Origin of the sequence: Sphingobacterium sp. JUb20 (genome assembly GCF_004342035.1) — a bacterium.
Lineage (GTDB): Bacteria > Bacteroidota > Bacteroidia > Sphingobacteriales > Sphingobacteriaceae > Sphingobacterium > Sphingobacterium anhuiense.
The window spans coordinates 1-23032 of sequence record NZ_SLYV01000024.1 but is presented as its reverse complement, the minus strand read 5'-3'; the positions used below and the strand labels follow the sequence as shown (position 1 = coordinate 23032).

20 protein-coding genes are annotated in these 23032 nt (G+C 35.8%); 13 read left to right on the top strand and 7 right to left on the bottom strand.

What is annotated here, in order from left to right; genetic code table 11:
* Position 1 precedes the first annotated feature (1 nt).
* Positions 2 to 1144 carry an efflux RND transporter periplasmic adaptor subunit gene (locus EDF66_RS25095; RefSeq protein ID WP_132845983.1) on the bottom strand — a complete coding sequence of 381 codons (1143 nt, stop codon included), beginning with the start codon at positions 1142 to 1144 and terminating at the stop codon, positions 2 to 4.
* A 97-nt stretch (positions 1145 to 1241) separates the two neighbouring features.
* Here EDF66_RS25095 and EDF66_RS25090 point away from each other — a divergent pair, with 97 nt between their 5' ends.
* The 4 genes from EDF66_RS25090 (at position 1242) to EDF66_RS25075 (ending at position 5791) form a co-directional block, all read left to right on the top strand.
* Positions 1242 to 2123, top strand: a complete 882-nt coding sequence (locus tag EDF66_RS25090) for a LysR family transcriptional regulator (protein WP_132845981.1) — start codon at positions 1242 to 1244, stop codon at positions 2121 to 2123.
* 586 nt (positions 2124 to 2709) lie between these two features.
* Positions 2710 to 3927, top strand: coding sequence for an MFS transporter (locus EDF66_RS25085; RefSeq protein ID WP_132845979.1), 1218 nt, complete (start codon positions 2710 to 2712; stop codon positions 3925 to 3927).
* Between the two features lie 38 nt (positions 3928 to 3965).
* A complete protein-coding gene (locus EDF66_RS25080; RefSeq protein WP_207898768.1) occupies positions 3966 to 4898 on the top strand; it encodes an LLM class oxidoreductase in 933 nt (310 codons plus the stop codon).
* A gap of 122 nt (positions 4899 to 5020) precedes the next feature.
* Positions 5021 to 5791, top strand: coding sequence for a type 1 glutamine amidotransferase domain-containing protein (locus EDF66_RS25075; protein WP_243656140.1), 771 nt, complete (start codon positions 5021 to 5023; stop codon positions 5789 to 5791).
* Between the two features lie 111 nt (positions 5792 to 5902).
* On the opposite strand, the gene EDF66_RS25070 is transcribed toward EDF66_RS25075, so the two are convergent.
* From EDF66_RS25070 to EDF66_RS25055, 4 genes are all read right to left on the bottom strand, one after another.
* Positions 5903 to 8566, bottom strand: coding sequence for a carboxypeptidase-like regulatory domain-containing protein (locus tag EDF66_RS25070; protein WP_132845974.1), 2664 nt, complete (start codon positions 8564 to 8566; stop codon positions 5903 to 5905).
* Complete coding sequence (locus tag EDF66_RS25065) at positions 8563 to 9528, bottom strand: GLPGLI family protein (RefSeq protein WP_132845972.1); 966 nt, start codon at positions 9526 to 9528, stop codon at positions 8563 to 8565. The genes EDF66_RS25070 and EDF66_RS25065 overlap by 4 nt, the downstream gene beginning before the upstream one ends.
* A gap of 263 nt (positions 9529 to 9791) precedes the next feature.
* Positions 9792 to 10778 carry a Kelch repeat-containing protein gene (locus EDF66_RS25060; protein WP_165902523.1) on the bottom strand — a complete coding sequence of 329 codons (987 nt, stop codon included), beginning with the start codon at positions 10776 to 10778 and terminating at the stop codon, positions 9792 to 9794.
* 10 nt (positions 10779 to 10788) lie between these two features.
* Positions 10789 to 12156: a DUF4270 family protein gene (locus EDF66_RS25055; protein WP_132845969.1), complete on the bottom strand. Its 1368-nt coding sequence runs from the start codon at positions 12154 to 12156 to the stop codon at positions 10789 to 10791.
* 118 nt (positions 12157 to 12274) lie between these two features.
* Between EDF66_RS25055 and EDF66_RS25050 the strand changes: the two genes are divergently transcribed.
* The 5 genes from EDF66_RS25050 to EDF66_RS26490 all read left to right on the top strand — a co-directional run bounded on the left by EDF66_RS25050 (position 12275) and on the right by EDF66_RS26490 (position 17462).
* Positions 12275 to 13822, top strand: a complete 1548-nt coding sequence (locus EDF66_RS25050) for a sensor histidine kinase (RefSeq protein WP_132845967.1) — start codon at positions 12275 to 12277, stop codon at positions 13820 to 13822.
* Positions 13819 to 14493 (top strand): response regulator transcription factor, encoded by a 675-nt coding sequence (locus tag EDF66_RS25045; protein ID WP_132845965.1) that lies wholly within the window; start codon positions 13819 to 13821, stop codon positions 14491 to 14493. Before EDF66_RS25050 ends, EDF66_RS25045 begins: the two co-directional genes overlap by 4 nt.
* Positions 14494 to 14684: 191 nt before the next feature.
* Positions 14685 to 15323: a flavin reductase family protein gene (locus EDF66_RS25040; RefSeq protein WP_132845964.1), complete on the top strand. Its 639-nt coding sequence runs from the start codon at positions 14685 to 14687 to the stop codon at positions 15321 to 15323.
* Between the two features lie 256 nt (positions 15324 to 15579).
* Positions 15580 to 16848: an amidohydrolase family protein gene (locus EDF66_RS26495; protein ID WP_132845962.1), complete on the top strand. Its 1269-nt coding sequence runs from the start codon at positions 15580 to 15582 to the stop codon at positions 16846 to 16848.
* Positions 16848 to 17462 (top strand): amidohydrolase family protein, encoded by a 615-nt coding sequence (locus tag EDF66_RS26490; RefSeq protein ID WP_132845960.1) that lies wholly within the window; start codon positions 16848 to 16850, stop codon positions 17460 to 17462. The genes EDF66_RS26495 and EDF66_RS26490 overlap by 1 nt, the downstream gene beginning before the upstream one ends.
* A gap of 148 nt (positions 17463 to 17610) precedes the next feature.
* On the opposite strand, the gene EDF66_RS25025 is transcribed toward EDF66_RS26490, so the two are convergent.
* The gene (locus EDF66_RS25025) at positions 17611 to 17943 is read right to left on the bottom strand and encodes a hypothetical protein (RefSeq protein ID WP_132845959.1); all 333 of its coding nucleotides are present in this window, start codon (positions 17941 to 17943) and stop codon (positions 17611 to 17613) included.
* Between the two features lie 88 nt (positions 17944 to 18031).
* Between EDF66_RS25025 and EDF66_RS26205 the strand changes: the two genes are divergently transcribed.
* Positions 18032 to 18178, top strand: coding sequence for a hypothetical protein (locus EDF66_RS26205; protein WP_165902522.1), 147 nt, complete (start codon positions 18032 to 18034; stop codon positions 18176 to 18178).
* Between the two features lie 121 nt (positions 18179 to 18299).
* On the opposite strand, the gene EDF66_RS25020 is transcribed toward EDF66_RS26205, so the two are convergent.
* Entirely contained in the window at positions 18300 to 18944 is a 645-nt protein-coding gene (locus EDF66_RS25020; RefSeq protein ID WP_132845957.1) for an alpha/beta hydrolase, read from the bottom strand.
* A 439-nt stretch (positions 18945 to 19383) separates the two neighbouring features.
* Here EDF66_RS25020 and EDF66_RS25015 point away from each other — a divergent pair, with 439 nt between their 5' ends.
* From EDF66_RS25015 to EDF66_RS25005, 3 genes are all read left to right on the top strand, one after another.
* Complete coding sequence (locus EDF66_RS25015) at positions 19384 to 20256, top strand: hypothetical protein (RefSeq protein ID WP_132845955.1); 873 nt, start codon at positions 19384 to 19386, stop codon at positions 20254 to 20256.
* Between the two features lie 821 nt (positions 20257 to 21077).
* Positions 21078 to 22409: a hypothetical protein gene (locus tag EDF66_RS25010; RefSeq protein ID WP_132845953.1), complete on the top strand. Its 1332-nt coding sequence runs from the start codon at positions 21078 to 21080 to the stop codon at positions 22407 to 22409.
* Positions 22410 to 22424: 15 nt separating this feature from the next.
* Positions 22425 to 22886: a hypothetical protein gene (locus EDF66_RS25005; protein ID WP_132845951.1), complete on the top strand. Its 462-nt coding sequence runs from the start codon at positions 22425 to 22427 to the stop codon at positions 22884 to 22886.
* Positions 22887 to 23032 lie beyond the last annotated feature (146 nt).

The window sequence follows — 23032 nt, the reverse complement described above, 5'->3', positions numbered from 1 at the left end:
TTTATTCGTTTACGGGGTTAATACGTTGTCCTTCTTTCAGGCGGTCAGCGCCTTTTGAAACAATCCGATCACCGATGTCGACACCTTCAGACACCACATAGTGATGCTCATCCTTATCCCTTATTTTTAAGGAAGCAAGATGAACGGTATTATCTTTTCCAACAGTATAAACCATGATTTTATCTTGAATTTTAAATGTAGCCGATTGGGGTATTTTAATAACATCATCATAATATTTTGGCAAAATAATTCTACCTGTGTTTCCAGATCGTAGCAGATTGCCCGTATTTTTAAAGGTCGCTCTAAAATTGATAGCCGCTGTATGTGCATCAAATTGCCCGAGGACTAAGTCAATTTTTCCGTTTTCAGAAAAAATGGATTCATCTGGTAACTGTAATTGAACAGGAGGAAGGCGCTTAATTTTCTCTTCAATAGTTGAACCCGAATAATGCGATTTGAATTTTAAAAAATCTGTTTCACTCATGGAGAAGTAAATATGAATTTCAGATATGTCCGATAGTACAGTGAGCGGTTCCTTTTCTTGTAGACCAACTAACGCACCTTTTTTGTAAGGAATTCTTCCAATGTAACCACTAACAGGGGCAATTATATGTGTAAAGCTCTTCTTTATGGCCGCTAATTTTTCATCTGCTTCTGCTTTTCTAACCGCAGCTTTTGCAAAGTCGAGCTCCTCCTTAGCCGTTTGTAGTTGAACATTAGAAAGCACATTTGCACGTTCAAGCTGTTTAATTCTATCGTATTCAATTTGTCCTTTTTTTACTAATGATTGTGCCATTTCTGTCGAAGCTGTAGCCGATTGATAAGTCTCTTGAAATGTCTTTTCCTGAATAATAAATAGTACTTGTCCTTTTTTTACATAAGCACCTTCATCCACTAAGATTTTATCCAGATAGCCAGAGACTTGCGGCCGTAATTCAACGTTGTTAATTCCAGAAGCTACTCCAGGAAAGTAGTCCGCCATTTCATAACGCTCTTTCTTAATTTCAGCGATAGGAATTGTAATCGATTCCTCCTCAGATTTCTCTATTTTTGGGGAACAAGCCGCTGTTAAAAATAATAGTCCTAGTATAATTCCAAAATACCTTTTACTTTTGCGACTATAAAAATCATAAATATTGTCCATTTTTATTTTTTTGTGTGCCACAAAGCTAGTGTAGCTTTGTTTATAAAATAAATAGGTTAAATTATCGATATCTATAAAATAATTTATATCAAATGCTATGGTTAATTTAGAATGGTTTAGAACATTTAAAGCGATATATAATACAGGGACTTTAACACAAGCCTCAAAAGTTCTCTTAATTTCACAACCTAATGTGAGCCAGCATCTATCGTTTTTAGAAGCACACATAGGAAAGAAATTGTTTGAACGCAAACCCCGAAGAATGGTTCCGACGGATTATGGGAAATTGTTTTATTCACAACTGATTGGGCCATTGGAAGGCTTGGAGCGACTTGAATCTGAGTTTAGGTATACCAGAGAATCGGATATACCCCTTACCTGTATTGGTGTTTCAAGAGATTTTTATACAAATAAAATTTCTTCAAAGGTTGGACTTGCGCCCGCTAATCTTGTGTTTGAATTTGATGATTTTTCGATCCTAAAGGACAATCTGTTACTTGGTAATCTAAATTTTTTAATAAGTGAATATTCTGGTCAAGAAAAGAACATTCAATATGAAGAGATTTTTATAAGCGAGGATATTGTTGTAGCTAATTCCTCTTTGGATACACATGAACTAGATATACTATCTGTCGATCAGCAAGATGAAATTGAACAATGGCTATTAAATCAAAAATGGTATACCTATAGCAGTGATTTAATACTCGTCAAGAGTTTCTGGCAAGAGAATTTTAAGAAACGACCCAATATTAAACCATGCTTGATTATCCCTGATTTTAATGCTTTAATAGGTACGCTTATACAGGGGCATGGTCTGAGTATTGTTCCAAGTTATATTGCAGAATCCTATATTCAGGATAAAAAATTAAAAGAGATCTGTCCTAATCTAAAAAAACATCCTATTAAACTCTATTTAGCCTACAATAAAAATGTCGTTTCATCGCATCAAATTGATATGATTAAAGATCTGTTATTGTAATTATGGATCCAAGACGCAAAATTGATATCCCAAAATAGATGTCCTGTCCACCAAACGGTATTTTTTGTATGTTGTTTTATCTAACGTTTCATTATTACACTGCAATCAATCCAGCTAATTTCAGTAAAGATCTATGGAGTATCCTCGATTTTTAATGTTATTAACTATTTAGTGATTTCCCCTCTTGTCGATTTCTACTATTCTTGTTAAGAATAGAGCACATTTTGATAACGCAACATGTAACTCCGTCAGTAATTTTTCAGCCTAATTTTTCTGATAAATAGCGCCATTTTCTTCAAATATTAGAATGGCATTCTGCTATTATTATTTTTATACATAACTATAATTCTTATTATTTTGATGATAGCTATATCCGCCCGTACTTTGTATTGAAATAGCAAATAAAATGTGCGAAGTATTTTGCCATGAGCTGCAATGTTTGGATCATCAATTTAATTTAGAAGTCATTGACTATTCAGATGTATACAAACAAATATGCCGCGCTCTTTATTAGCTTGATCTCATTGTGTGCTTTTACTAAGAATACAGTTTAAGGATACATGACCAAATTGTAAATTATAATAATATGAATAATATAGCATCAAATTTACCCAAAGCCTCTTTGAGAGATGAGAAAAAAGGTCTGCCAGCAGCACTTTGGGCACTGACCATTACAGCTTTTGGAATTGGTACGACAGAGTTTGTTATTGTAGGACTGTTGCCTACTGTCGCGAAAGATCTAGCGATTTCCATTCCCTCAGCAGGTCTGTTAGTTAGTCTTTATGCCATAGGGGTAGCGATAGGAGCGCCTATACTTACAGCATTGACTTCCCGATTTCCTCGTAAACCCTTGTTAATTTCCATAGTCTTGCTGTTTATCATTGGAAATATATTTGCAACACTTGCTCCAGGGTTTATCACCTTAGTTATTGCGCGAGTTTTAACCGGTTTCGCTCATGGTATATATTTTTCCATAGGATCCACGATTGCAGCCTCTTTGGTTAAAGAAGAAAAAAGAGCGACTGCTATATCCATTATGTTTGCCGGGCTTACACTCGCGATTGTCACTGGCGTACCGTTAGGTACATTCATTGGTCAGCATTTTGGTTGGAGAGCAACCTTCGTAGGCGTTTCCATATTGGGCATTATCGGTTTGGTATCAAGTGTTATGCTGCTACCTAATACATTGAAAAATGCTAAAGGAATAGCATTAACTGCACAACTTAAAGTTCTGACGAATAAGAAGCTGATCTTGGCATTTTTGATGACAGCAATGGGGTATGGAGGCACATTTGTTGTCTTTACCTACCTTTCACCCATTCTCCAGGAGATTACAGGTTTACAAGAGTCGACAGTAACCGTTATCCTGCTGATTTACGGTATTGCGATAGCGATTGGAAATCTTGTAGGCGGAAAAATTGCCAATAAAGCTCCTTTAAAAGCATTGTTTTGGATGTTCATTATCCAAGCACTTGTTCTTTTCGTTTTCTATTTTACGGTATCCAATACGGTGCTTAGTATTATCACTTTATTTCTAATCGGTCTATTGTCATTCGCCACTGTACCAGGTTTACAATTGCTTGTTGTTCAGATTGCCGAAAAAGAATTGCCGGGCACAGAAGATGTCGCTTCAGCAATAAATATTGCAGCGTTTAATATCGGCATCGCGATCGGATCTTACGCCGGAGGGTTAGTCGTCACTTCATCCCTAGGTTTGCAGAGTACCCCTTGGATTGGTACACTATTCCTAATTGGAGCAGTATTACTTACTTTTTATAGTATTCGATTGAATCGTGGTCGGTAATTTTTAAGTTTAAATGATACATGATGAAAAAAAATAATATGAGACATAAAGGGTATTCAAATATTTTTAAACCCGGAAAACTCACGTTTGGTTTTATGTCTCCTATGGTGGGTTACCCCGACAGTCCGGTCCCTGATATATCCAGGTTAGAAAAAATAGTTTCGCTCGCAGATCAAGGTGGTATAAGTGCCATATGGCTAAGAGATGTTCCCTTTTTAGATCCCCAATTTGGCGATGCCGGTCAGGTCTATGACCCTATGGTATATGGCAGTTATTTAGCTGGGAAGACCAGTAATATTACGATTGGTACCGCTGGCATTGTACTCCCGCTTCGTGACCCTTTGATCGTTGCAAAACAAGCCGCGACACTCGATCAGCTTTCTGAAGGACGTTTTCTTTTAGGGCTTGCTTCTGGAGATCGCTTTGGTGAGTATCCTGCTTTTGGTTGCGATTTTGAAACCCGTTCGGAAAGATTTCGCGAAGCAAGACAAATTATAAAAAAAGTTACTGAAGAAAGCTTCCCTCAATTTCGTTCTGAATTTTATGGTTCCCTCGACGGTACCTTAGACCTGATACCGAAACCTATTTCAGGACATATACCGACCATTTCAATTGGACGTGGGGGGCAAAGTATTGAATGGATCAGCAATAATATGGACGGATGGATCTGGCATGGTGATGCGGCAAGAAATGTGAAGTTGCGTGTACAGCAGTTAGAGCAAGCTGCAGATCATGACTGTTTTATACCTTATGGTTATGGACAATTCTTTGATTTATCGGAAGATCGTTTTAGTCCACTAGTGTTGTCCAATTTTCATTTATCAGGAGGGCGAGACGCTTTAATTGAATTCTGGGAAGAACAGCGTAAAGAGGGATTATCACATATAATATTAAATATCAAACCCACACGAAGACCAGCAGATGAATTGATACAAGAGTTTACAGAGTTTATTGTTCCTCATTTCGCATAGCTGAAAAACGAATAGAGCCTAGCTATCGACTTTTGCAGGACTACATTCTTGCGAAGTAATGGAAATCGAGCGCTATATTTCTCATTAATATATAAAATACCTTAAATTAATACTATCAAACAATGAAGATGATCAGAAATGGAATATTGGCCTTTGCATGTTGCGCCATTTTTTTCTTAACAAATACCGCAACTGCACAAATTGCAAAATCTCCAAATATGAAAAAGAAAATTTTATTTGTGGTGACCAGTCATGATAAAAAAGGAAATACAGGAGAACCCACGGGTTATTATCTTTCGGAGGTATCCCATCCATGGAAAATATTTAAAGATGCAGGATATGAAATGGACTTTGTGAGTCCAAAAGGAGGAGAGTCACCTGTCGATGGCTTTGATTTAACCGATCAGGTCAATGCCGAATTTTGGAATGATCGCGTTTATCATACTAAAATAACCCAAGCTAAAAAACCAAGTGAAATAAATCCTGCCGATTACGTTGCTATTCACTATGCAGGCGGACATGGTGCCATGTGGGATTTTCCTGAAAATAAGGAATTGGCAACTGTTGCAACCAAAATATATGAGCAAGGTGGTATTGTGAGTGCAGTATGTCATGGACCTGCTGGTATAATAAACATTCGGTTAAATAATGGTCGTTATCTGATTGAAGGAAAGAAAGTCAATGGTTTTAGTGATGATGAAGAAAGAGCCGTAAAATTAGATCAGGTAGTTCCGTTTTTATTAGAAGAAAAGTTAAAAGAACGAGGTGGTATTTACGAAAAATCAGGTGTATGGCAAGAACATGTCGTAGTAGACCAACGATTGGTTACGGGACAGAACCCACAATCAGCAAAAGCTGTTGGTGAAGCCGTCCTGACATTACTTTCCAAGTAAAAAAATAGTGGACAAGTTTGTCTAAAGGTTGTAGATAAGCTTGTCCCCACTTAATAAATGAAGGGAGCAATTTGACAAGTGGGTAGGTGAAGACCAATAATTTGCCTGCTTTTAAAAATTAAATGTGGTTTTGATCATCATTTGTCGTCCTGGGAGACGATAGTTCGATACCTTCATTGCGTTTGGTGAAAAATCAATCGTTCCAAATTTTTTGATATTGGTCAAGTTTGTTAATCCAACTTGTAAATCGGTTTTTATTTTCACAAAAACGAATCTCGAGCTGAAATCTGAAAATATAAAGTTTAGGTTTGGCTGTCCCGCCTGCTTTGTAAAACGATGCTCCGCCGAAAGGGTTATAAATAAATTTTTAAAATAATTTGCAGTTAAACCGGATCTTTGCGTAAGCTGTTTCGGGTTTATTTTTACTTGTGTATCAATTCCTGGTATGTTGTTGGTGATGGAATAGTTGCCAAGGTACGACCAGCTGAGAAAATTTGTAAGCTTTGATTCGATCCCTGCGGCATAAGATACTGTTGATGTATTGAAATTTTCAACTAAACCATTTTGCAGCTGTGTGAACCTCTTGATTTCGTAGTTAGCCGAAACATTAAATGTACTTTGTATAGGAGGTAGATATTTACTGCCGTTTGCATTAAATGATAAAACTGAATTTCTATTTTTCATAGCCAGGATTATTTTCTGTTGCAGATTTTTATCGACCCGAAACGATGAAATAGTATTGAAAGATGTATGATCGTAACTGACAGATAGATTAAAGAAAAGCATGTTTAAAGACTGCTTAAATCTAAAGGTAGCGTTTACATGATGGGATTTCTGTTCTGATACTGGAGCATCATTTGCATACAGAGACCGATAGTTTTTTAAAATTATTCCTTTGTAGACTTCTTCGATTCCACCAAGTTTATTGTTGAAATTATAATTTACTGCTATCTCATTTTCAGTTCCAATCCGATAATCAACTTTTACACTAGGATCAACAAAAACACGGTTTAAGGAGGTGTCCAATTTTTTATCTACATCAAGGTAACTAATCTTATTAAATCCTACAGGTACAATAAGAGATGCTCGGATTTTATTTCCAGTATATTCGTAGGAACCTTCGGCATATACCTTTCTTTTAAACCACTCAATATCATTGGTCATTGTGTTAATCAGTTGCTTGCTTTCGTCATACTGTTCACGATAGAGGTTCGAAATAAGTTGCTGATCTTGTGTACTAACTCCCACTTTATAATTTTGTTTAAATCTACCAGTACGCAGACCATATGTCACGTAGTTGTTGGTGAAAAAAGTTGGCGTCTCTACTTGTTGTATTAAACTTGCATAAGGAATGCCATTATTGAGCAGGGAGTCATTTAACCCTGGATTTATGGAAAGCGATTCAGGTTGTGATGTGAGGTTTAAGTAAGAATGGAAGTTAACCGTATGAGATGATTTCATCTTCTTTATATAGTTTAGTTCATTTGATATATCAAAAGTTTGTTGTTTAAGTATCTGATCAGCATCCTTGAGGTTGATTGCTATTCCAGAATTCACCTGCTTTGGGTCGAAGCTTGCGATTAGCGTATTGTTAAAAAAATAAGAATCAGTATTGCCTGTTAAATCAAGTTCGCTATGTGTTTTTTGTATATTCGTTTTATTGAGCTGTGTTTCTTCGTAGCTGAATGTCTCACCGTTACTTAGATAGGTATGAGATGAAACGTCCATCTGTTGCGTTTCATGCTGATATAGATAAGAGAAATTAAATTTTGCAGTAAGATCGTTATTGATCCTGTAATAATTATTTAGGTTTGCTAATGCTGATGTATTGAACAGATATCTGCTCTGAGGTAGAGGAGGACTACCCCCAGTTCCGGTTGATAAAAGCTCCTGCGGTTTATTGTTTTCATTAGCATATTTATTGTTCCCATGTGCCTGGATTTCAATTCTAGGATCTATTCCAATATTGTTTGCTGTTGCATTGTTAATAAATTTAAACTTTTTACCGAAGGACATCGCAATAAAATTCGCTTCGAATTTTTTCGGGATTCCGATTCCTGCACGAACTTCCTTTATGATATCTAATTTGGCCTCATCCTTTATTACGAGATTGATAGCAACATTGTCGCTCATATTATTCTGTCGCAAAAGTTTGATCGGTTGATCTTTTTCAATGACCTGAACTTTTTCAACTGCTCCGTGTGGAATTTTCGTTCCGACATTGTAGCGGTCATTGAGCATATTATCACCATTTATATAGAAATTGGATATAGCTTTACCATTATATTTTATTTTTCCATCATCTTCGATTTTAATTCCCGGCATCTTCCTGATCACATCTGCAATTGTTCGATCCTCGCTACTGGTAAAATGAGCAGTTGTGTAATTGAGCGTATCCCCATTGGACGTGATCTTTGGTCTGCTTATAATATCCACTGTTTTTATTTTAAACGGCTCTTCGATCATTACCAGATCATAATTAGGTTTAATATTTTTTTTATCTAAAATGATGCGTTGATTTTTAAGACCGACTGCTGTTACAGTTAATATAATCGTGTCTGTGGTATTGTTCGGAAATGTAAGGTTAAATAAGCCTATTTTAGATGAACTTCCAAAATTTAAAACAAGTCCATCTTTTGTTTTCAAGATCAGATTTACAGCAGGAATAGGCTCACCATTTGAATTTGTAATTTTTCCTTTTATCTGCAACTGTGAAAATGCAGATAAAAGAAAACCAAATGTCAACACAACTGTCATGCATACCTTCTTTTTCATTTAGGATCATTTTTCTCAATGGGATTATTCTCTTTCATATTTTTGATCATACCGCTTCCGAATGATAATGCGGGCATTGTTTTGTGACGAGCATCCACAGTGCCGAAATCCATTTGTGATTTAAAAAATCCCTCTGGATCTTTTTCTAGTGCTTTTTTAAGTTTAGTGAGCTGTTTTATATCTGTCTTGATGATATGCTCTGGTAATTTAATTTCATCTCCCAAATACGTATTAATTTCATTGATATAGAGCTGCATTTCCGGACGTATACCAGCAGCTTCTAATTTTATTTTCTCTTGAGACATGCTGTTCGCAGCAGTTACATTTTCTATCCCTGCAAACCTGAACTGTACCTCTTCATTTTCATCATAAGCCTCTATAATTAAACCTGGAAGTCCGTTTAATTTCCATGGTCCACTTTGGAAAGGAAGTTCTGGAGAATACCAGGCAACCCATTTTCTACCTCTAAAGTCTGCTGTTGCTTTTTGGCAATGTATACCGGAGAAGCTGGTCGTATCATTAGTCACTGTCCAATTAATTTTTGGAGCGTCTTCCTGAACCAAATATTGTTTGATGATCTGTTCTTTTGTATAGAATTTTTGCTCTTTAAAAAAGAAAAAGTAATCTGTTAAAGTAGGGATATCCCTGATTTCAGACCCTACGGTAGTTGATGCCGAGGAAGCTGCACTTGCCGTTGTGGACATAACAGTAGCATGTTGTGCATTTGAAGCTATTAGCATACGCTTGATACCCTGAGCCTGCGCTATTTTAAGGCCACTAGTGTATAAGGATGCATTTTTCCCGATTATAAGCAACATTTCTTCTCTATGGATAACATCTTTCTTAGTCGTGTCCTGTAGGTGCATAAAATTATAACGCACTCTTGCTAATACCTTATCTGCTGTCTGGCTGTAGGTAGAAAAGGTTGCAGTTGCCAGTAGGCAAGTCAAAAAATGTTTCATATCTTTTAATTAATTTGGAATAGTAATAGTGAGATCCAACAGCCATTTATATCACTGTAAAGAAGGATAATGGAATTGCCAATAATTTGATCTTCAACCTGTATGACGAATTGGATCATTTTTTTAGAATTATATTTTTGATTTGATGCTGTTAATTTATGTGGTGTCAATGAAAAATTTCATTGACAATTTTTGGAATTAATCTCGCCCACAATTGGCATCCCAAAATTGCCTTTTTTGGCACGAGATTATCACTCCTTCAATTACCAGGGGTTTGGTGTGAAATTCCACATATCATAAAATGGAGTCGTTCCGGAACGGCCTGTAGTAATGTATGCGACATTACCATGTACAAAACTAACCGCTTGATGCCGGGCAGAACCGGGGAAATTCTGATGTTCTTGCCAATAATCTCCTGTTGCAACATACCTCCACGTTTTGTTTGCAGGAGCACCACTGCTTGTTGTCAAACCGCCAGTTATATATGCATTGTTATTGAGTACAAAAGCAGAAGCACTTAATCTTGTCAGATTGTAATTATATTTGTCATCTCTTCCAGCAAGTGGCTGTTTTTCTTTCCAAGTCGTTCCATCAAAGCTATAAAATGAACTTACATTTTGATTGTTACTTGCACCACCACCTAAATAAGCTAAATTATTCAGGATAAATACAAATGGAAATGACCGTTTATTTGGTGTGCTCGCTATTTTCTTCCAGTTGCCTCCAGTCGGGGTCGACTGATAAGAGAAGAAATCATTATAATCCTGACCATCAAAATCCCGCCCTGTACCGACATATGCTGTTCCATTTAGCGTAAAAGCAACGGCACCATAACGAGCTGCTCCTATAAAATCTGTAATTTTGCTCCATTTATCCGTTTTGGGGTCATACTCATAAAAATCGGTGTACATCACCTTTGAATTTGTACCTAGACCGACATAACCTTTTCCATTGATAACAAATGCTACTGCATTGTTTCTTGCTTCACCAGGAAAGTCTGCTACTTTATCCCAACTTTGTAACTTAGGATTGAAACACCAGGTATCAACAAAGCGGGTAGAATTTGTGCCATAACCAGTAGTAATATAGGTTAAATCATTAATGGTAAAAGAGGCGGCTCCGCTACGGGGTAAACTTTCAAAATCAGCACCACGTGTCCACTCGTCAGGATCATCATTTTTTTTGTCGCGGCAAGATATACTGACACTGCACATGACGGTCATTAGTACTACTTTCATTATCCAATTCATCTTCATGTATTTAATAGTTAACATATAATATATTTAATTTTATTGCGGGTTTGTTTTGTTGATTTGCAATGATCAGCCGATTGACAGAAGACAGCAAGTCTTTTGTAGGAAGGGTGAGCAGAAGACTCTGCTTTTCGTCAAAACCACTTTGCTTTATTAGTTTTGATACGTAATCTGTGATATCGAATTCATATCTGCCATTTATAACACCGCCACTCTGTGTGTTTGGTTGGTAGACAGCGGTTGCATTGCCGTTGGCACCCTGTACGATTGACGTGGGAGTTCCATATTTATTAGCAACCATCAATATTAAAGAAGTGGGCGGCGGCTGGTTCCCAATACCTGACTGCTCTGTTTCAATAATCATCGTAGCCTTACTCAATGCCTTATGATCAATACTTAAAAAAGACCGGAGGGTAGGAAAGCGCAATCTTGTCACTATACCCGTACTACCCTGTATGAACGTCTTATTTTCGGTCTTGGAGCTAGCGATCTCTTGATTGTCGAAGGTTAGATCAGCGAGATTAGTATTATTTCGGTTCGCAGTTATTTGATTATACTGGTATTTACTAGGGCCAATACCGAGCATCAACGCACCAGAGGCTTTTTTACCGTCAATCTCGTTATCATAGGAATAATGAATGCGTAGTTTTAAAGAATCTTGAAGTCCAATGGCTGCATGTGAAGCTCCATTCGAACGTAACAGAAGACCTTTAAAATATTCGACAAAATCATCGTTATTAACGAGTTTGCTATCCTTATTTACGGCCAGACCGAGTAGTTGTTTTCCTAAAATATCATCGAGTCTAAATCTTAGGGTATCTGTTTTCGTATTCGGTCGCGGTATGATCGTGATACCACCGAGTGGTATAGGGTCATAATCAAAAGTCCGATCCGAATATAAGGTAGCTTCGGAAACAAATACGGGATATTCATCATCTTCCAAAGCAATAGGGAGTTCTTTTGGTTCAATATCTTGAATCACCCGGTGAATATCTAGTCTTAACGCCCGGCTAGTGTCGCCATAACTATATTTGTTATAGTATAATTCGATAGAAAGTGAATCATATGTCACCTCGTCAGGTAATTTTTCTAGCGAAAGGTCCGAAGGTGATAATCTGAAATAGGAAGATACTGCTACTTGACCAAAATGCTCATCAACAGTGCCGCCAACGAGCAATTTCTTATTCGCCGCAGTTGGTAATGGATCTAATAAAAAAGATGAAGCAGTGATGGTAAGCGTATCAGCATTATTGATCATCAACTTTTCATCATTAATATCTATGGTAAGTCCATCGACACTCTTGCAACCGAGAATAAATACACTACAGCAACAGAAGAGTAGATGTATAAGATTTTTTGAGATCAAGTTTTTCATATCATTTTACTTATTTCTTCAAAATTGATCATATGCGTTGTAAACGAATGTTACATTTTGTTAAAGTAGGTTAACCCGTTAATTAGCTGTGATTTTGATTGTTATTTTTGTTCCGTAAATGAAAAAGAAATTAAAACTAATACTTGTTCTGGTGCTGTTGGGCGGCATGGGGATACTGCTCATTTTGGGCACCTGGTTATACGCGAGTTATAAGCAGCGCATGGGCTTATTTCTAACAACTGCAGAACAGTCCTTATATATGGCGATACACGAAACGATAGCAGAAAAGCAGGAGCTTGATCATGATGACAATCTAGACCTACCTGATAGTCGTGCTTCGCTGCTACCAGTACATTTAGTACAAACGATTGTCAAAAAATTTCCACAAGTACAGGAAGCTGATCTCCAGATTTTTTTAGATAGTTTGTATCATAATGAATTAAGAGTAGTGAGCACCACTAGGAGTATGCCTGCTGTTGCCGCCACCATGCATCCGGTACAAATTGCCGGAACAGTAGATAATGAAATCGCTGATATGTTGTGGAATGAAAGTGTGCATCGTAGGATAGCAGTGCCGCTGTTTAGTTTTTTAGGAGATTTATCGGACCAAGAATCGTTAAACAAAATTGAGAAACGGTTTCACAACGATCTTCTTGTAAAAGGTATTGATATCAAGTATGATCTGAAGGTTGTCCCCGCAGCAGAAGATAGTACCTTACTAAGCGGGCAACATTCTGTAGTGACTAGGAGAAGTGTAAATGATGGGGAAGCAGTTACTACTGGAACTGTTTCAAGTCTTTCTATAGATGATACAGATCCCTACGCAAGAAAATTCGTTACCGTTGATTTTCTAAATCCCTGGCAGTTCTTTTTCTATAGTTTGAGCTGGCAGTTGATTATATCACTGGTCATGGTTTGGATCATCATCGGCTCTTTTGTTTATCTCTTTCACACCTTGTTAAAACAGAATAAACTGGAAATACTTAGAAAAGCCTTTGTCAATAATCTGACTCACGAACTACGAACCCCCGTAACAACAGTATCTGTAGCACTGCAAGCACTTGATGGTACTGTCGGAACCTTAAGCGATCAGGTCTCCTATCATCATATTGCCAGCGAAGAGCTCGACCGTCTTTCTTCCATGATCGACAAAGTATTACAGATTGCCGAAGATGATCTATTAATGGATAGGCAGTTAGACTGTACAGAATATGATCTGATAGCATTGATACAGAAGTGCATATCAAGTGCCCGTTTGAGCAATAATCAGCATGATGTTAAATTTGTTTTCTCACCATCAACGGATAGTGAATATATGCTAGGAGACAGTCAGCATATGAGAAATGTAATCGCTAATTTAATAGAAAATGCGATAAAATATGGTGCTGACGAGGTTCATATTGTGCTACAGATCAAGAAAGAAGATTTTGTAACACTATCCATTCAAGATAATGGTATCGGAATTGAATCTGCATATCACGATCAAGTCTTTGAACCCTTTTTTCGAGTACCAGAAGGAGATCTCTATACGGTTAAAGGCTTTGGTTTAGGTCTGGCTTATGTACAGCAGATTGTTCATCAGCATGGTGGAACTATAAAGTTAAAAAGTGTGTTACATGAGGGGAGTACCTTTATCATATCTATACCTAAAAAAATGAAAAAATGATTGATATATTATTCGTAGAAGACGAAGAAAAAATGGCCAAAATTGTGCGTGATGTATTGGTCTCCAAAGGATTTAACGTTAGGTTCTGCACGGATGGCCAACAGGGGTGGGAATCATTTTTTCTCAATAAACCCGATATTGTAGTTACCGATATCATGATGCCCAGAATGGATGGGTTTACATTGGCTTCTAAAATCCGCGAAGTGGATAGCGCTATCCCGCTGATATTTCTTACTGCCCGCACCTCCGAGGAGGATGTGTTAAAAGGATTTGATATGGGAGGAAACGATTATCTGAGAAAACCCTTTAATATTGACGAACTTGTGGCTCGTATCAATTCCTTGAACAGACTGAGAAATAAATACAATCCGACCGACCGAATCCTGATCGGCAAATATGAATTAAATCCAAGCCAGCATACCTTGCGATCTGGTGATGAATGCATCGAGCTGTCATTTCGGGAGAGTGAATTGTTAAAAAGACTGTACGAACGTCGGAATACAGTTATAGGCCGTAAAGAAATCCTTTTTGAGTTCTGGAACGGTAATCAATGTGCAGGTAGGAGTATGGATGTATTTGTATCTAGATTACGAAAACATATCAAGAATGATCCAAATGTCAGAATCCTTAACGTAAGAAATGTAGGTTATAAACTATTCATCCGGGAATAGAAGAGAAAAAGTATTTTTTTAATCTAATATTGTTAATAATTTTAATAGATCTAAGTGCAATAGTATATTATTATACTTTGTATGCTATTAAGATTATAGAATTGCTCCTTTGAGCTGTAGTTTTGCATTAAACCAAGTATAATAACATGTTCCTGTTCTATTCAAAAACAATTGTTTAAATAAAAAATAAGATGATCACAATAAAAAGAAATCAGATCGATGAAATGGAAAAATTCTATCGGATCAGCCTGATCAATAGTCTGATCGGTTTTAAACCAGTCAATCTTTTGGGTAGCTGTAACATAGATGGATCACCTAATTTAAGTATTATCAGTTCAGCATTTCACTTAGGAGCCAACCCGCCCTTGATAGGACTCGTTATGAGACCTCAACGCGAGCATAACGATACCCTTAAAAATATCCAGGCTACCGGCCAATATACTTTGAACAATGTATTGCCAGATTGGTATAAACAGGCCCACCAGACCAGCGCCAGTTATGCTTCAGGGATATCTGAATTTGAAAAGTGCCACTTCAAGGAGTTGTATACCGATGGATTTAAAGCTCCTTTTGTCAGAGAATCAACTGTCAGGATAGGCTTGGACCTAAAGGAAATCATGGATGTACCGCTCAATGGAACAACGATTGTCATTGGCGAAATCGTCCAGATTTTACTGGATGATTTGATTATCGAAGAGGATGGCACTGTCGATCATGTTAAGGCAGGATCAATGGCTGTTGCCGGATTGGACCGTTATTTTATTCCGGAGTTTGTAGGTCGTTTATCTTATGCAAAACCAGGAATTAAGCTGGATGAAATAAACAAGTAGAGGGCCTAATTTTTTCATTAAATGCACTTTTCGCATTATAGGTCGTATGCCATCCTCAATAAGAATTCTGTTAATAAAAATCTTCGTTTTTTAGATCAAAATAATCAAATGGAAGCGCTGGGTTATATTAATAAATGATTGGTTCTATTTCGTTTTAAGCTTGTGATTTTGTCTTGTTGTTATATTTTTTAAAAACAAAATAACCCAACGAGTGTTTTAGTGAAATATGTAGTATATAACCAAAACGCTTAAATTCATGGAACAACATCATTCCCACCCGTATTCATGCACGCATTGCGCCTGCAACAATCCAGTTTTAAAAATCCTAAAAGAGGATATTTTCCATCAGAAAAATTACGAAGCTCTTCCTAAAGTAGAAAAGAAGGAGGAAATCCAACAGGTGCTGATGATCAGCGGCGGTATTATCCGACCTATGATTAATGGTTCTGTCGCGACAGTTGATGCCATAGGAATTGCATCTGGACAAGTAAAGGTCACAGGTACATTCCAAGAGGTCAATGATTTTATGACGCAACACTATCCTGGCTTCAATCAAAAGATTCTTCAGGAGGGACAAACTTTGTTGCCTGGTTTAATAGAGCCCCACGTACATATTGTTCCTACCGCACTGATGGCAAACTGGATAGACTTAAGTCCTTTTAATGAGCAAAATCTCATTAATGAATATGGACAGGAATATATTAAGGCAAAGGTTAACAACCCTATTAATAAGCTTACAGAAAATGGAGATTGGTATTTGGGTTTTGGTCTTGATCCTGCATTGATGGCATTTGATGAAACTGGAAAAGCATTGGTTACGATTACAAATCAGTGGCTGGACCAGGTTAATAACCAATATCCATTAATGGTCCTGAGTGCATCCATGCATACCCTTTATTTAAATACCTTGGCGATGAACGCCGTCTATGCAAAAAATGAGACAAAACTTCAACCCATATATGGAGATGTAAAAGGCTATATTTCACAAACGCAAGGACAGCTCCAAGAAGCCGAGGGAATGGGGCCAGCGCTAAAAACGATCCCCAAAAATCAATTAGCAGAAATGCTCAAACAATCTTTTAGTCATTTTGGTGCACTTTTCAAAAAAGCAAATGAAAGAGGAATTACTATGCTGTATGATGCTGGTATGAACAGTCATCTTAAGCTATTATTGGAAGCTTATATGTCGACACATCGTCGTAAAGTACGGGTAGGGGCCGCCATGATCTGCGACGATAGCAATATTGGCGATCTCCAACCTTATCAACAACCTCAAGAGTATAAAGATATCTATTATGGACATGTTAAAGTCGTTTCTGATGGTTCTAATCAAGGATTGACGGGCTATCAGTCCGATAAGTATATTTGTGTTACCGGTAAAGACGATTATGGTATTTATAATTATCCAGATGATGACTATGTGGATAATGGCACATTTCTATCTGATAAGCAGCCTCCAGTCAATGCTCCCGATGCCTATCAAAAATTAATAAAACAGTTATCGACACGAATGAATGGCCTCTGATGGTACATGCTAACGGTAACCAAGCTGTTGATTATGCTATTCAAACGTTTCAAGCAATTCCTGAAGATAAAATCAAAGGTAAACGACATCGTATTGAGCATTGTTCTTTGATTACCGATGATCAGTTGGATGTCATGAAGCAATTGGAAGTATCGCCAAGTTTTCTCATCGGTCATGTAGGTTATTGGGGTTATGCCTTTAAGCAGGTTATTTTTGGAGATCAGAAAACACTGCTGTTAGACCGCTGTAAGTCTGCTTTAGACCGTGGCATGCGGCTCACCTTGCATAGTGACAACCAAGTAAGCCCTCTGGGACCTTTACGGATGATGGAGCAATCCGTTACACGGAAAATGGAAAAAGATCCAAAGCATGAAGTGCTGAACAGTAATGAATGTATCGGTGCCGAGCAAGCGTTAGTTGCCATTACCTACGATGCAGCATGGCAATGCTACGCAGACAAGTGGATAGGTTCTTTAGAAGTGGATAAATTTGCCGATTTTGTAATCTTAGCGCAAGATCCACTTGCTATAACCGATCCGTATAAGAAACTACGGAATATACCGGTTCTCGAAACTTGGGTCGGTGGGCGAACTGTGTACCATAATCAGGATTAGAAGCAAGCATAAAAAACACATTAATTGATTTCCATAAGATCGTTCCTCTATAGCGAGGTGCGATCTTTTTCCTTGTCATACAACGCTTAAATAAAACGTGCTTTCAATATCATAGCGTTCGTATATAAGTAGCTGACAGGTCTTAAATTTAAACTGTAATTACGAAGTGATCTATCTTTACATTAGTGATTACCCATTGCTTTGCTATTTCTTTAGAAATAACAGTCCCCATTTTTCCGATATACATTGTTTTTTCAAATGTTTGACCGATTTCATATGGTTGTTGAACCTGCAGTTTAATTATTCTTTCAAAATGATTGTCTTTAATTTCAATATAATGCTTATCATTCCTTATAGCTAATGAGTAATCGATAATCTTTCCACTTATATCTATGCTCTTACTGCCCTCAAAATAAGCGTTGCTAAGAATTATAAAGGAAACAACTGTGCCACTAAAAATAAATGTCATACCTAGTGTCATAAAAAATATTCTAAAAATTGACCTTAGGGTTGTCTGTATTTGTGTTGTATAATTTTTGGTCTCGTGTTGCTTAATAAATTTCAAATAAATGAAGGAACAACTTGGGATCATCACGATTAATATCGGTAATACAAAAAAATTAACGGTTCATTTTATGGCCAGAGAAAACTCCGTAAATTTTAATAAGAAAGTGGGGAGTATCATAATCAATATAGAAAGTCCAATGACCAGATAGAAAGATATTTTAAATTGTCGCATATTTATGGCTATAGTATGCGTAATACTAGGTTGTTATTGTGCTGGTTTAAAATTTGTATAAATAAAGAATATGAGTCTCGGACTATAATTCCATTAAATTATAATACTTTTTTAAGCAACAACTCAATTTCTTGAGCATGAGTCATGGTCATAAAATGACCTGCATTTTCAATCACATAAGTTGGTTTAATGTTACGAATGGGGATGATACGATCTTTGTTACCATGAATATGGATGACAGAGGAAGGGACCACGTTATTTTTCCAGTGTAAGATTTGATTGATCGCCCATTTTAAAAATTTGACATCAGTATCTTGCAATATCTGTTTGAGCATCCGTTTATCTTCTATTGAGCTGATACCAAAGAAATAATCGACCAACCTATTGTGCTGCTTTAGAAAAGCATTCGGTAGAATATAATTGAGTTTTAGAGCACCTATTATTTTGTAAAGAAAAGGCAGTTCATATTCACCTTTAGCAGAGGCAAGCAGGATAATCTTCTGCACCTTAATAATTTTAGCTATTTCCATGGCCATCATTCCCCCAAAAGAGAGACCAACTAGTATCGGTTCTTCATCATTGATCTGCAATGACAGTCGCTCAGCATATGCTGCCATAGTCTCTTTTTTTAGCGGGGCGATCCAGTCGATATGGATTACCTGAAGACCTTCAAAATTTATTTTTGAAAATACCTTTCGGTCAACACCTAAACCACTTAATATATAAATATGACTATTGCTCATTTACATTTTATGGAATAACATATGATCAGTTTTTGATCTTTAATATTGCTAAAATAAGCAATTTGAATTGCATTTAGTTGACCAATTTCGCCCATCGACTTAAGCTCTAGGAAGTATTATACCCTAACTTTCAAATGGAGAAAATTTTCCTGTAATTTTCCGTGTTTTTTAAAGTTCGCATAGTTTGTTTAAGTTATTTAAGAACATAAACCATGTTTTTATATGAGTTAATATCATGTTATCTCAGGGTGCAATCTTCAGTTTAATAATAACGTTATTTTTGGATTTTTACTCTAAATTATTCGTAAATTAGAGCATATAAATACTTCGCTATGGAATGACCGATTCCATACCATATTCTACCCAGAATGCTCAGTAGCATGGGGTAGACACTGCAAGAAAGCAATACTAAATTTGTTGAATTATTAACGCCATTAAAATGAAAAATCTACACAATTTGTTATTAGTCGCATTTGTACTAATGGCTTCATTTTGCTTTGGACAAATATTGCCCTTTACTGAAAATGGACTTACCATCAGTTATGATGGACCTAAAAAAATAGGTACCCGTTACGATGAATATTGTAAAACCACATTCGACATTTATAAAGTAAAAGGGATCGTGATAAATGCCAATAGTGATAAAGCAGCCCATGTGAAAGCTATTTTAAACTTTGAAGGTCACACCTGTAATAAAATCTACGGCGAAAACGGGCCTTCAGGAGGAGAGGTAATCAATAAAATTTATACCCTCAATATTCCTCTACAAACTAAACATCAGAGCCAATATTGGGGCAATCGGTTTGTATCCCTGTTACCTCAAGACTCCATGTCTGCCGAGATCAATGTCGAAGTAGTGAAAGACGAAGAATGCCCGGATCCCAGTTTTTCATTTAGCTACGAACTTGTGGATTCGAAAGGCAATGTGCCCGATAGCAAAACCGAAGCGACATTAGTAGAAGAGATACCTGAAATAAAAACGAGCCCGAAAGGTAATTTTAGCAACTACAGCACGCTTATTCTGGGTGACTGGTGCATGGATCGTGCAACTGGGGTTGATAACGGAAGAGAAGTAGCGCTGGGATTTGAATATGCCAAAGATAGTTTTCGTTTTGGAGCCGATGGTAACGCTATACATCAGGCCTATAGTACGAAAACTAATGTCATCTGGAATATCGAAAATGATCAACTTAATCTTACTATAAATGGAAGCATAAGAACTTTTGAAATCGAAAGATTAGATGGTTCATCATTGCTTTTAAAAGACGGTTCAGGACCAAAGTATTTACGTCTTGTTTATATAAAGAAGTAAAATATAGATAAAGTGCTATTTTTTTTCTGACTTGGCCTTATAGTCTAAGAGAAAATAGCGATCCCAAGTGGTTCGCTATTTTTGTAATCATTCGATGATTTCCTTATTTCCATTCAAAATGAAATATTACTAAACAGATGTTATTTTTTTTATTTTCCGTATATGATACTTAGTTAATCAAATGTTTTTGAATTCGATAAATAATTGATTTTAAAATTTTAATTTTATACTTTTTGGGAAAATAAAATTATACTACAAAGTGTATTTAAGTTTTGTAATTTCAATATTAGTATTTATATTGCTAATATTGAAATTCTTTCATAAGGGAATTTCTTAAAAAATATTGTTTTAAATGTTATAATTCTATTTATTCGTATATCTTATATAATATTATAGAAGATCAATTTTTAAATTTTTATTTATATAATCCTTATTATTAGATTTTTATATATTTTACTCTGATTAATTTTTAATAAAATATTCATGTATCGCGTTTGTTACTTTTGATTAATTAGTTGTTTTACTTTAAATTAATAACTTTGACAGTGGTGAGTAATTGTGAAGTGTAATTAAAGAGTATTTTTATTGATAAAAGAAAATAGTTTTTAATTTTTTGAATATATTTTTGGTAATAGTGATTGCACTTAAGTATTTTTTGTTTTTGATCATTACTTAGCTGTGATCATGTTGATTATAATTATTTGAAAATATGGGTAAGAATCCAATTAATTTAAAGATGAATGGGTGCTTATCATATTTTTTGTCATCAAACCATATTAAGTATTTTACTTTAATAAACATAATATATAACAAAAGGATTAATGAAAAGGAAAATTTATTTTATGCTAGCTACGTCTAGTCTTTTAGGATTTGGCTCATGTAGAAAAGGTGACTCTGAAAAAATGGAACCAACGCAAACAGCTCATGCTCTTAAGTCAGATTTGAAAGCATTTTTAATTAAAAATAATACTTATTCAGAGATGGGGAGGATAATTGCTAACTCCGTATTTGATAGTAAAATTGTTCAAGAGGTTTATACTAATACCAAACTATCCTTGTCTCTTGGTTTAGATGAGACATTTTATTTAAAAGATATCGTAAATGATGTTAAGAAGATCAATAAAAATATAAAGAGCGATCTTTTTATCTCATTAATTAATGAAAATTTACAAAATAGCCCTGTCTCATCTAAACAAGCCAATTCTAAAGGACTTGCAGGTACTTCTGGAATTGATAAATTGAAGATTTTGTTAAATGAGGCAGATTACCAAATTTATTGGCCATATGTAGAAGATTGGGATGGAAAAGAAAAGCCAGCAATTGTGTTTATAGATGAAACTAATGAGAACAATGATAAGATCGCTGCGCTAATACCTTTAAAAGATAATCCTGTAAAATTTGATACCATTATAGTGGATGAAGACTATGCAAAGAAACATCCAGTATGGGTGCTTAGTAAAAAGTCAGATTTAAGTTACAGTGAAATTCCAGCACTTGCGTCAGGAGAAAGGACAAAGGGTAATGTATACTTCTCTGAAATTAATCATTTAGAGGATAAAGTATCGGTTTCAAACCAGAATTTAAAATCTAATGTAAATTTAGTAAGTAATACCGCCACGCAGATATATAATGTTAAATTGGGTAGATTTATGGCCACAAAACAATGGGATCCATGGTTAAAAGGTGGGTCAGAGTTTTATCTACTTTTTACAGAAACGTCAGTTAATTCTAATGTTGGAGGAAATGCAAACGAAATTGGAGCATCAACTTCAATAAATATGATTTTTGTAGATAGACCTAGAAAAACGATTAGTAAAAAACGATGGGTAGATGTTTATAAAAATGCGGTTTCAAACTGGAGACCAGAAGTTCATAAAAGTACTTTAGTGATAATGGAAAAAGACTGGGAAGGTTGGGGAGTTGACGAACGAAAAATTCCTTATGACATTCCTGTCACTGTGCAAGGAAAAACTTATAATATAAAGGGTGATATTATAATCGAAAAACGTGATGACCATATCACAACAAAAGTTTATGATCGAAATTATATTTTTTCAAATTTGAATTTTTCTAATAATAATTGGACTACTTACAGCGAAAATGGTGTAAATTGGACACTTCCATATACAATTGGTACATCGATAACTAACTAGGTTTTTATAATTATTATGAAAATATCTTTTTTAACATTAAGCTTAATTCTGTTTTCCACCTATTTATGTCTTGGACAGGAGAGGAAAAATTCAATAGGATTGACTTCGGACTTTCAGCTTGAATCACCTTCTTATAATCTTTACTATGGATTACAGGGAAAACATGATTTTAATAAAAGACACGCTGTTCAATTACAGTTTGGTTTTAGTGATGCAAATATAGGTTTTGTAGGAGCAGACTACCTCTATAATTTATTTTTATTAAAAGAAAATCCACTTATATATGTTGGAGGAGGGACTGCGTATGAATACATGACTAAAGGTAAAGGAAATGAACTGTCTTTTAATGCTCAGGTAGGATTTCAATTTAAAATAGGAAAAATTCAACCTTATATAGGTTATAAATCTAAATTCTATTTTGAGGCAGAATCTTTTGATCCAAACTTTTTAACTTTAGGGGTAAGATACAGACTTTAGTTTTATAAAATCTCAATTCACGTTTAAATTATGTGAAAATGTAAGTGTCCAAAAAAATCAAACAGCTTAAAACTGGACATAAATGTTTAGATTTAAGTAATAAGATGAAAAAGACACGTTTTACAGAAACACAGATTGTAAGAGCT

What these genes read in the sequence shown, in the direction of transcription:
- EDF66_RS25010 (WP_132845953.1), top strand. Translation starts at nt 21,078, where the DNA reads ATGAAAAGGAAAATTTATTTTATGCTAGCTACGTCTAGTCTTTTAGGA.
- EDF66_RS25045 (WP_132845965.1), top strand. Translation starts at nt 13,819, where the DNA reads ATGATTGATATATTATTCGTAGAAGACGAAGAAAAAATGGCCAAAATT.
- EDF66_RS26205 (WP_165902522.1), top strand. Translation starts at nt 18,032, where the DNA reads ATGAAGGAACAACTTGGGATCATCACGATTAATATCGGTAATACAAAA.
- EDF66_RS25090 (WP_132845981.1), top strand. Translation starts at nt 1,242, where the DNA reads ATGGTTAATTTAGAATGGTTTAGAACATTTAAAGCGATATATAATACA.
- EDF66_RS25070 (WP_132845974.1), bottom strand. Translation starts at nt 8,566, where the DNA reads ATGAAAAAGAAGGTATGCATGACAGTTGTGTTGACATTTGGTTTTCTT.
- EDF66_RS26490 (WP_132845960.1), top strand. Translation starts at nt 16,848, where the DNA reads ATGGTACATGCTAACGGTAACCAAGCTGTTGATTATGCTATTCAAACG.
- EDF66_RS25095 (WP_132845983.1), bottom strand. Translation starts at nt 1,144, where the DNA reads ATGGACAATATTTATGATTTTTATAGTCGCAAAAGTAAAAGGTATTTT.
- EDF66_RS25040 (WP_132845964.1), top strand. Translation starts at nt 14,685, where the DNA reads ATGATCACAATAAAAAGAAATCAGATCGATGAAATGGAAAAATTCTAT.
- EDF66_RS25085 (WP_132845979.1), top strand. Translation starts at nt 2,710, where the DNA reads ATGAATAATATAGCATCAAATTTACCCAAAGCCTCTTTGAGAGATGAG.
- EDF66_RS25060 (WP_165902523.1), bottom strand. Translation starts at nt 10,778, where the DNA reads ATGAATTGGATAATGAAAGTAGTACTAATGACCGTCATGTGCAGTGTC.
- EDF66_RS25065 (WP_132845972.1), bottom strand. Translation starts at nt 9,528, where the DNA reads ATGAAACATTTTTTGACTTGCCTACTGGCAACTGCAACCTTTTCTACC.
- EDF66_RS25025 (WP_132845959.1), bottom strand. Translation starts at nt 17,943, where the DNA reads ATGACACTAGGTATGACATTTATTTTTAGTGGCACAGTTGTTTCCTTT.
- EDF66_RS25050 (WP_132845967.1), top strand. Translation starts at nt 12,275, where the DNA reads ATGAAAAAGAAATTAAAACTAATACTTGTTCTGGTGCTGTTGGGCGGC.
- EDF66_RS25020 (WP_132845957.1), bottom strand. Translation starts at nt 18,944, where the DNA reads ATGAGCAATAGTCATATTTATATATTAAGTGGTTTAGGTGTTGACCGA.
- EDF66_RS25075 (WP_243656140.1), top strand. Translation starts at nt 5,021, where the DNA reads ATGAAGATGATCAGAAATGGAATATTGGCCTTTGCATGTTGCGCCATT.
- EDF66_RS26495 (WP_132845962.1), top strand. Translation starts at nt 15,580, where the DNA reads ATGGAACAACATCATTCCCACCCGTATTCATGCACGCATTGCGCCTGC.
- EDF66_RS25005 (WP_132845951.1), top strand. Translation starts at nt 22,425, where the DNA reads ATGAAAATATCTTTTTTAACATTAAGCTTAATTCTGTTTTCCACCTAT.
- EDF66_RS25015 (WP_132845955.1), top strand. Translation starts at nt 19,384, where the DNA reads ATGAAAAATCTACACAATTTGTTATTAGTCGCATTTGTACTAATGGCT.
- EDF66_RS25055 (WP_132845969.1), bottom strand. Translation starts at nt 12,156, where the DNA reads ATGAAAAACTTGATCTCAAAAAATCTTATACATCTACTCTTCTGTTGC.
- EDF66_RS25080 (WP_207898768.1), top strand. Translation starts at nt 3,966, where the DNA reads ATGAGACATAAAGGGTATTCAAATATTTTTAAACCCGGAAAACTCACG.